The sequence below is a fragment of the Saccharicrinis sp. 156 genome (genome assembly GCF_050589685.1).
Classification (GTDB): Bacteria; Bacteroidota; Bacteroidia; order Bacteroidales; family Marinilabiliaceae; genus Saccharicrinis.
The window spans coordinates 1-9,652 of record NZ_JBNGOS010000073.1 but is presented as its reverse complement, the minus strand read 5'-3'; the positions used below and the strand labels follow the sequence as shown (position 1 = coordinate 9,652).

General features: G+C 37.5%; 8 protein-coding genes and 2 tRNA genes. 3 read left to right on the top strand and 7 right to left on the bottom strand.

The window, feature by feature from the left end; translation table 11 throughout:
* Positions 1 to 2: 2 nt before the first annotated feature.
* From ACRD64_RS24670 to aroQ, 4 genes are all read right to left on the bottom strand, one after another.
* Positions 3 to 76, bottom strand: a tRNA-Asp gene (locus ACRD64_RS24670).
* Positions 77 to 157: 81 nt separating this feature from the next.
* Positions 158 to 231: transfer RNA gene (locus ACRD64_RS24665), tRNA-Asp, on the bottom strand.
* Positions 232 to 897: 666 nt separating this feature from the next.
* On the bottom strand, positions 898 to 2,337 hold the full coding sequence (pyk, locus tag ACRD64_RS24660) for a pyruvate kinase (RefSeq protein ID WP_430937200.1): 1,440 nt from the start codon (positions 2,335 to 2,337) through the stop codon (positions 898 to 900).
* A 56-nt stretch (positions 2,338 to 2,393) separates the two neighbouring features.
* Positions 2,394 to 2,813, bottom strand: a complete 420-nt coding sequence (gene aroQ / locus ACRD64_RS24655) for a type II 3-dehydroquinate dehydratase (RefSeq protein ID WP_430937198.1) — start codon at positions 2,811 to 2,813, stop codon at positions 2,394 to 2,396.
* Between the two features lie 747 nt (positions 2,814 to 3,560).
* On the opposite strand from aroQ, the gene xerD reads away from it, so the two are divergent.
* Entirely contained in the window at positions 3,561 to 4,460 is a 900-nt protein-coding gene (gene xerD, locus ACRD64_RS24650) for a site-specific tyrosine recombinase XerD (RefSeq protein ID WP_430937196.1), read from the top strand.
* A 51-nt stretch (positions 4,461 to 4,511) separates the two neighbouring features.
* Here xerD and ACRD64_RS24645 read toward each other — a convergent pair whose 3' ends face one another.
* The 3 genes from ACRD64_RS24645 to ACRD64_RS24635 are packed head-to-tail and all read right to left on the bottom strand — an operon-like array spanning position 4,512 to position 6,542.
* Positions 4,512 to 5,048, bottom strand: a complete 537-nt coding sequence (locus tag ACRD64_RS24645; protein WP_430937194.1) for an RsmD family RNA methyltransferase — start codon at positions 5,046 to 5,048, stop codon at positions 4,512 to 4,514.
* Positions 5,039 to 5,899 carry a DUF3822 family protein gene (locus tag ACRD64_RS24640; RefSeq protein WP_430937192.1) on the bottom strand — a complete coding sequence of 287 codons (861 nt, stop codon included), beginning with the start codon at positions 5,897 to 5,899 and terminating at the stop codon, positions 5,039 to 5,041. Before ACRD64_RS24640 ends, ACRD64_RS24645 begins: the two co-directional genes overlap by 10 nt.
* Before the next feature lie 13 nt (positions 5,900 to 5,912).
* Positions 5,913 to 6,542: a hypothetical protein gene (locus tag ACRD64_RS24635; protein WP_430937190.1), complete on the bottom strand. Its 630-nt coding sequence runs from the start codon at positions 6,540 to 6,542 to the stop codon at positions 5,913 to 5,915.
* Positions 6,543 to 6,630: 88 nt separating this feature from the next.
* On the opposite strand from ACRD64_RS24635, the gene ACRD64_RS24630 reads away from it, so the two are divergent.
* Together ACRD64_RS24630 and ACRD64_RS24625 are read left to right on the top strand one after the other, a co-directional pair.
* Complete coding sequence (locus tag ACRD64_RS24630) at positions 6,631 to 8,052, top strand: ATP-dependent DNA helicase (RefSeq protein WP_430937188.1); 1,422 nt, start codon at positions 6,631 to 6,633, stop codon at positions 8,050 to 8,052.
* A gap of 211 nt (positions 8,053 to 8,263) precedes the next feature.
* The coding region (locus tag ACRD64_RS24625) for a hypothetical protein (protein WP_430937186.1) at positions 8,264 to 9,652 on the top strand (1,389 nt) is incomplete at its 3' end.

Here is a 9,652-nt window from a genome sequence, read left to right as displayed (position 1 = left end):
TGCGGTCTGGACGGGACTCGAACCCGCGACCTCCGGCGTGACAGGCCGGCATTCTAACCAGCTGAACTACCAGACCAGTTAAAAAACAATTGTTGTTACGTTTTACTTTTCGAGTTAAAAACAAAGCACGTTTTTCTTTGTTCTTGCTTACAGTTTGCGGTCTGGACGGGACTCGAACCCGCGACCTCCGGCGTGACAGGCCGGCATTCTAACCAGCTGAACTACCAGACCAAATGGTATCATTTTTCTGAAAGCGATGCAAAGATAGAGCTTCTTTTCCTTTATGCAATAGTTGGGGTGTTTTTTTATGCAAATATTTTAAGCTTAAATTAACTGTATCTCAATACCGGCTTGCTTACCAGAATGTTAAGTCAATTGGTGAAAGTTCGTTTTTTTAAAAAAAGTTTAGTCAACTGAGTATTCAGAATCCAGGTTTATTTTAGACCTTGTTTTTATCGCATTCATACTTGAATATTCGATACGGTGAAATTTGGTTTAACCCGGATTATGTATTGGAGGTTCGTCATGAGCATTGCAAGTACAATAAAACGAGGCATAACTTTCCCGATTACTTTTGGGAGCATCGTTCTGGTGAGTTGAAGTGATGCAACGAAGTGTCTTGTTTTAAAGTAATTTCAATGTGTAATAGAATTTCTAATGCATATGGCGGGTTTAATGTTAGAATCCAGAAAGTAGGATAGTGCGCTAGTTGCATTCGTTAATCGTTGAAGAATAGGATGGTTTTCGTTTTTTTAGCGCATGACGCTCATTAGAGGTATGGAAAGATGCAAATCCACCACATTTTCAATATTGCTAGCTATGGATAGGAAACATACAACAAAAAAAAAGCTGTCCGGAAAGGACAGCTTAATCAAATTATATGGTATGAATGAAAAATTACTTTTCCATTAGTTCCGTTGTTCTATCCTGTAAATCTTTCACCGTAATAATCTCAAGGAAAGATGTACCACCGCCAATGCCAAAGCTACTGCCTAAATAAGCAATCTGATCCTGGTCGGAAAGGATTTCTTTTTTCTTAAGCTTATTAATCGTTTTAATCAATATTTCTTCTTTCGATCTACCCTGTTCCATGATACGAGGAGAAACACCGTATGATAGGTTTAGTTCCCTAGCAGTTCTTTTGCTGTAACATAAACCGTAAATTGGGGTTTTTCCACGGAAGGCCGCTAGATAACGAGCCGTTCTACCAGTGAAACTGTCCGTAAGTATAGCTTTAATGTTCAGATCATCGGAAGCTTTTACTGCAGTATCAGCCAAGTAAGTAGTTTTACTTTTTGCGACATTCGGAACCGGGATATCATTACGATTATCTTTGGCAGCCTCTACCTCGCGCGCAATTTCCGACATTGTTTTAACCGCTTCAACCCCGTAATCACCATAGGCAGTTTCACCGCTTAACATGATAGCATCCGTACGATAATAAATAGCATTAGCAACATCGGTAACCTCAGCGCGTGTTGGGCGAGGGTTTTTGATCATCGTGTGAAGCATTTGCGTAGCAACAATTACCGGCTTCTTGCGCTCAACACATTTCCGAATCAACTGACGCTGAATTCCGGGAATTTTTTCCTGGGCAATTTCGATCCCCATATCTCCACGTGCAATCATGATACCGTATACCGACTCGATGATTTCGTCGATGTTATCAACACCTTCTTGGTTCTCGATTTTAGCAATAATCTTGGCCGGACACTCCAAACGGTCCAATTCAGCCTGCACATCAGCAACGTCGGCAGCATTTCTAACAAAAGAGTGCGCGATAAAATCAACTTCCTGCTCCGCGGCATATCCAATAAATTTGATGTCCTTTTCGGTAAGCGAAGGTAAGTTAATACGAACACCCGGAACGTTAACACTTTTCTTACCGCCAATTTCACCATCGTTTTCAACACGGCAAACCAGGTGGTCGTCGTTTTTCTCAATTACTTTCAGAGCTGTTTCTCCATCATCAATTAAGATATCACCATCAACAGACATGTCAGCAACAAAATCTGGATAGGACACGCAGATACATTCGGCAGTAGACTTCATTTCCGGGGCACCTTTTACCTGTAATGTATCACCCTTGGCCACCAAAATCTTGTTTCCGTCTTCGGTTGGCGTAGTGCGAATCTCTGGTCCTTTTGTATCTACCAAAGTAGCTACTTTATCAGAAATAGAGCGGACTGTCTTAACTACTTTACAAAGACCCTCGTAATCCATATGTGCGGTGTTCAACCTCACAACGTTAACGCCACCTTTGATCAGTTTTCTTACGTAATCTTCGTCACACTTCATGTCTGACACGGTAGCGACAATTTTTGTAAATTTTTTCATCAACTAAATATTTATTTCTATGTTTTTACTGGGCAAAAAATATCTTTATTATTATATCATTTATTAATTAAAGCGTGAATAGCCATTTTATAGGAGTTCAAACCAAAGCCAGCAATTGTGCCAACGCAAACTGGCGACAAATAGGAGTGGTGCCTAAATGATTCTCTCTTATAAATGTTTGAAATGTGAACTTCAATAACCGGGGATGATATGCCAGAGATGGCATCGGCTATCGCAACTGAAGTGTGCGTATAAGCACCTGCGTTTAAAACAATTCCATCGTAACTAAAACCTACTTCTTGAATTTTATCTACTAACGAACCCTCGCTGTTCGACTGAAAATAATGTAGCTCAATATGGCTAAATTCTTTTTGTAATTCAGTATAATAACTTTCAAATGTTTGATTCCCATAAATGCTTACTTCCCTTTTGCCTAGCAGGTTAAGGTTGGGGCCATTTAATATTAAAAGTTTCATTATTTAATTTGGATTGTAGTGTTTGTACTACTTATTCTTTGCTATTACTTTTAACAGGCAACAAATGTATTGAAAAGTTATTTGATATTAAACTCAGTTTAAAGTTAAATGAACAAAATACAGGCTTTTATAATCATTCTAATCTTATTTGAGTTTATTTTATTTTCGGATCAATTAAAATATGCAGGTGTAAGTCACATATTGTCAGTTATCTATAGGATGTAAATGAATCAAGGGGCCATAAGGGTACGTTTGCAAACATTCACATTTTTTAACTTCTGCGATTTTCGTGGATGCATTACATATTGATGCTATTGATAATTAACCGACACTTGCATATCGGCTGATTAAATTTGGATAGGCTTTTCATACAATAATGTTGGTTTTACGCCAATATATTCGGTGCCATATTTTTTACTTAATAATTTCTTGGAAATTAAACAGTACATCGCTTTGTTAAAATATTCTGTACAAAATTCATGGCATGATAAAATGAATTGACCTGGGCCACTTACTCATTTATGAATAAAATATTCAATATAATGCAGATGTTGAAATCGTAAATATCAACAAATAAGCTATATAGAGTTAGGTCTATAGTGTAATTAATAAATTAAGTTAATTATTGGTTTACAACATTATCATTTAATGGATTTACATAAAAAAAATGATATTTTACTTGATTCGATAATTTTATATATTTATATTTACTTGATATTGCATTTACGTTAATTAAAATTTATTAGTATGATTTGGGAATCAGAAATTGAAGAATTCAGAGGTTATCTGAAAGTTGAGAAAGGGTTGTCGGATAATTCTATCCATGCCTATGTAACAGACCTAACAAAATTGGTTCAGTTTTTAAAGGATAAAGGTTATGAATTAGGACCTGAAGGTGTTACGTTGGCAAATCTGAAAGAAATGATGGAATGGGTGACAGAAAAGGGCATTAGCCCGCGAACTCAAGCCCGGATTATCAGTGGAATTAAATCTTTTTACAAATTCTTGTTAATTGAAGAGAAGATTGATCGTGACCCAACGGCCTTGCTGGAGTCTCCTAAAATTGGCAGGAAGTTACCTGAGATTTTATCTGTAGACGAAATTGATAGTATTATTAATGCTATTGACATTAAAAAGCCGGAAGGACAAAGAAACAAAGCGATATTGGAAACTTTGTATAGTTGTGGACTGCGAGTTTCAGAGTTAATCGAACTTAAAATTTCTAACCTTTTCTTCGAATCCGGATTTATTAAAATTGAAGGAAAGGGAAACAAGGAGCGTTTGGTTCCAATCAGCACAAAAGCAGTTAAGGAAATTAATCTTTATTTGAGCGAGTACAGGAGAAACCTTAAGATTCATGTTGACAGCGAAGATATCTTGTTTTTAAACAGGCGAGGTAAGAAGTTATCGCGCGTCATGATTTTTACGATCATTAAAAACCTCGTAGCCAAGTTAGGTTTCGAGAAAAATGTAAGCCCACATACATTCAGGCATTCGTTTGCAACCCACCTTATTGATGGAGGCGCCAATTTACGTGCTGTTCAGGAGATGTTAGGTCATGAGTCTATTATTACTACCGAAATATATACTCATCTCGATAAAGAGTATCTGAAGAATACGATGATACAATTTCATCCCAGATCATGAATGAATTATAAAACGTAATGAAAGGGGAGCCTTGCAACCGCTCCTCTTTTTTTATGGTTTAAAAATAGTGAAGATAACCTTACCGTTCTCCCTGTTCTCTATGAATTTAGGATGAGTATTAAAGGAAACGGTGCCCGAATGCTCAAAAATTAATACCCCATCTTCATTTAAGATGTTGTTCTTAAAAATTAAGTCTGGTAATTTTTCGGCGCCAACCAGGTCATACGGTGGGTCTGCAAAAACAAGGTCGAATTTCTCGGGCGTTTTTTCAACAAATTTAAACGCATCCCCTTTAATAACCTTTACACTGCGTTCAAGACCAAGTTCTCCAATGGTTTTTTTAATAAAACGAAAATGGTTGAAATTCGTTTCGACACAAGTAACATCATTGCTTCCCCTGGAGGCAAATTCGTAACTGATACTCCCGGTTCCGGCAAATAAATCCAATACTTTAAGGTCATCGAAATCAATCGAATTGTTCAAAACATTAAACAGGTTTTCTTTGGCAAAATCGGTGGTTGGCCTTGCCTTAAAATTTTTTGGGGGAGAAAATCTTCTTCCTTTTAACGAGCCGCTTACTATACGCATAGGGGAGTGTTGAATAAATTTAGGTGGTTTTGCAGTGGTATGTTTTTGAATACGCCTGAAAATTTAAAGTGGTTGGTTGTTGTTTCTATCTCAACTTGTTTTATGTATTTCTTCAACATGGAATAAATCTCATTGCTTTTCTCTATGTTGCCGGTCAAAAACACCTTGGTGTGGCGGGTGTCAAGCTTCATTTGATCAAACACAAACATGGCGAAGTACAAAAACTCCTTGTGATCGTGATATTTAAATGTATTGTGCATTTTTAGATTATTGCTGGATGTAACTATGATATCAAAGTAGGAACCAGATGGTTGAAGGTTAATATGCACATGATTATGGCCAATGTCAGTTGACGTGCTTAACAGAGCTGTTTCAATAAACGGCGTTGCCTGGCAAAAGTACTTGACATGACTGTAATACGTGTCTACAATTTCAGTCAGCCTTTTGGGCACTTTGAAAGAACAGAAGGAGTCTGCCATTTTAATTTTATTGGCAAAACAAACTTCGTTTTCGCCATCAAATCCATCCGCAAAACAAAAATCCAAATATCCGGGATCTTCAATTGAACTGTAGAGTGCCTGAGGAATTAGCGAATAATTTTGAGTATTATAAATCACAAAAACTTTTTGATAAGGATATACCAATAGTTGCCTTTGCGCTAGTTCTTTTTCGAGTACGTCCATTATTTCTTCGTTGAATTTTAAAGGACGGTGCTCAAACTGAATGTACTCGTTACTTACAGGGTCGAGCACACAAAAAGAAAATCCATCCAGATGAAGCTGGATGGATAAAAAATATGATGTTGTAATATTTATATCGAAACTTGTATCGATAACTGATGCCTTGTTCATACCAGAAATAAATTTATTCCCAGTTACCGGCGTTATTGTTAGTTTCGGTTAACGATCCAACTTTTAATCCAGGGTATCTCTCCAGCTTTAATGTCTTATCGCTTAAGTTATCGATTTCTTGTTGCTCAAGACCATTTAAATAAATATTGTTATGAACCTTCGCTTCGAACACCTGCACTTTTACGCCCGAACCCGTTTCAACGATTCCGGCACCCATTGCAAATTGCTCGTTGTCGGTAAATGGCACATAACGCAAAGAATCAATAGGGTATTTCTTGCCAAACAACGAATCAAGAACGCTAACCAAAATAGTATCGCGCTTAATCATACCTACTTTAAGTGCCTTTTCTTCCGTCCATCCTTCTTCAAGCAGGCTGTCGGATAGGCTTCCTTCTTTTTTTACTAGCTTTAACGAATCATGCTTGACGAAATCGATTAACGTATCAAAGCTGCCCGTAAACTTATCGTATAAGGATTTGTAAGCTACTTGAGCGGTTCTAATGTCTTTTAGGTTATTGATTACTGCCTCACTACGTAATTTATGCTCCTTGATAAATCTGATAGGTCTCTGGATACTATCTACACATAGATATGCCAATGCGATAATAGCAAGAACAAGTACAATTTGAATGACTGTTTTCATTATTTACAGATTTTTGTATTAGTTTGAATTCACAAATTTAAAAAAAAAATCAAATTTTAAATTTCCATTCGCTTATTTTATAGAAATAATGATAAATAAACATCTAAAAGAAGCCATAAAACAAAATTTTAGGCATGTACCGACGCCATCGCAGGCATCGACAATTGAAAAATTTGCGGAATTTTTGATGAGCGATAAGGAACATCCGGTTTTTTTAATGAAAGGATATGCGGGCACAGGTAAAACTTCTTTGGTCAGTTCATTTGTGGAGACTTTGTCCGAAATGAATTTTAAAATGGAATTGATGGCACCTACGGGAAGAGCCGCAAAAGTTTTTTCCGGATATGCCAAGCGCGCTGCGCATACCATACACAAAATAATTTACAGGCAGAAATCCGCGAACGACGGCTTTGGTGCATTTGGCTTAAACAAAAATTTAAAACCCGAAACTATATTTTTTGTGGACGAGGCCTCTATGATTTCCGGTTTTTCAGGTGAATATTCCAGTTTTGGAACAGGGAATCTTTTGGAGGATCTAATGAATTTTGTTTTCGAAGAAAGAAACTGCCGTATGGTGCTTATTGGAGATGCTGCCCAGTTACCCCCTGTCGGAAATTCGGAAAGCCCGGCACTAGACAAGGATACCCTGGAATACTATTCGGCGAATGTTACCGAATGTTTCTTGTCGGATGTGGTGAGGCAATCAACAGAAAGTGGTGTGTTAAGTTGTTCTTCGGATTTGAGATTTGATATCGAGTCGCAGGAGTTTTTGGACGAGTTACCTAAAATAAACCTGCAGGGTTTCGATGATGTAAAAAAAATTACAGGCGAAGAGCTGATTGATGCCATTTCTGAATCGTATGATCAGGTGGGCATGGATGAAACCTTGATCGTTAACCGTTCCAATAAGAGAGCTAACCTATACAACAAGGGAATCCGAAGCAGTATTCTGTATAAAGAAGAGGAATTAACTGTTGGCGATATTGTTTTAGTGGTAAAGAATAATTATCACTGGCTAAAAAACAACAAGGAGGTTGATTTTATTGCTAATGGGGATATCGCCGAGATAGTTAGAATCAGAGGATACGAAGAATTATACGACAAGAGATTTGTGAACTGTGTAATTCGTTTGGTGGATTACAAAGAGCTGGAAGTGGATGTGAAATTAATGTTGGATGCACTTGATTTGGATACCCCTGGGCTTACACAGAAAGAGCAAGAACAGTTTTTTTACAAGGTGATGGAAGACTACAGTGACCTGAGTCCCAAAAGAAAACAGTATGAAGCCGTAAAAAACAACGAGTACTATAACGCGTTGCAGGTTAAATTTGCTTATGCCATGACCTGTCACAAAGCCCAGGGAGGACAGTGGAAAAATGTGTTTGTCGACCCGGGCTTCGTCCCCGATGAGAATATTAACAGAGATTATTACAGGTGGCTGTATACCGCCTTTACCCGTTGCACCGATAAGCTCTATTTGGTGAACTTTAAAGATGAATATTTTGAGTAGGTGAACTTGCTATAAACAGTTTTTTTCGTAAAATGATACGGACTTTTGATGTATTCATGTGGAATAGTTGAACTTTTATCAAGAAAGTTAAACCTTTAACGTTATTTTGAGTATAGGAGGTATCATATTTCATAAAGGTATTTTGAAGTATGTTTGGTGTTCAAACAATTAAATTGTTTTGCCTTAGAGATTAAGTTGATTATTAAGATTTATGACGTACCTGCATTTATTACAACATAGTATTAATATTATAAAAACCAATCTGGTTAATAGATTAAAACGATCTCTATTTTTTAGCGCTAGAATCATTAAGCTTAATATTTTAATAGTCTGGATTTTTGTTTTATTAGCTTCTGTAAATGATTTATTTTCGCAACCTCATGCAAGCTATTATAATTATACAGGAGATTGGGAATCATCAACGTCTTGGAGTCCCGAATGGAATACGCCAATAGTCAATAATTTGAATAACCAGATTACTATTTATGGATTCATCACATGTAATAATGGAGTAAGTTATGAATCAGGTGGGTTAACGGTGGAGGATACCCTTGTTATTAATGGGGATTTAAGAATGGGGATTTCTACAAGTATTGTCATTGATAGAGATGCTATATTAATTATTAACGGCTCTTTGTACATACAGGATGAATCTCAGGCAATAATCGTAAAAAGGGGAGCTTACCTCATTGTTAGTGGAAATGTTATGGTTGAAGGAGATACCTATAATGCAAATTTTGGAGCGACAGACAGTCCGCCAAAAATTTTTATAGGAGGAGCGATCGAACCTGCCGAACTTACCGACGATGATGTTAATTATACTGCCTTGGATTGCACTGAACCTGAAGTTCCTTATACTTATTCTGGATGTACTTTTGGTAATTTAGTTGATTTAAGCTACGATCCTATATACAGTTTTTACCAGTCTGTGTCAAGTGGTTCTTCACCAATTATAACGACAGAACCATTAGATAAATCCATATGTGAAAATCATAATGTAGATTTTATACTTGAAGCAAACAATGTTGATTCATATCAGTGGGAGGTGGATGATGGTGGCGGTTTTGTTGATTTGGTTAATGATCTTAATATTTCAGGTGCAAATTCTCATAAACTCAGCCTGCAGAATGTTCCCTCCACAAACAATGGTTATTTATATCAATGCAGAATAACAGGGAATGATGCTTCCGTTATTTATTCATCTACTGTTGCATTAACAGTGCAGCATCAAGTCGTTGCGGATGCCGGAAGTAATGCCGCGGTTTGCGAAAACAGCTCATACACGGTAAGTGACGCCAATGTGGATTACGGCAACGGAACCTATAGCTGGACACACAACGGCAACGGAAGCCTGGCCAACGAAACCACACTGACACCGACCTATACCCCCGATGCCTTAGATGCGGGAAATACCGTAACCTTAACGTTAACGGCCGACGGGAATGCGGACTGTGCACAGTCAGCCGATCAAATGAATATCACCGTAACCAACCAGGTAGTTGCCGATGCCGGAAGTAATGCCTCAATTTGCGAGGGTGGAACATATACGGTGGATGATGCAGACGTGAGCTATGGCAACGGAACCTATAGCTGGAGCCAC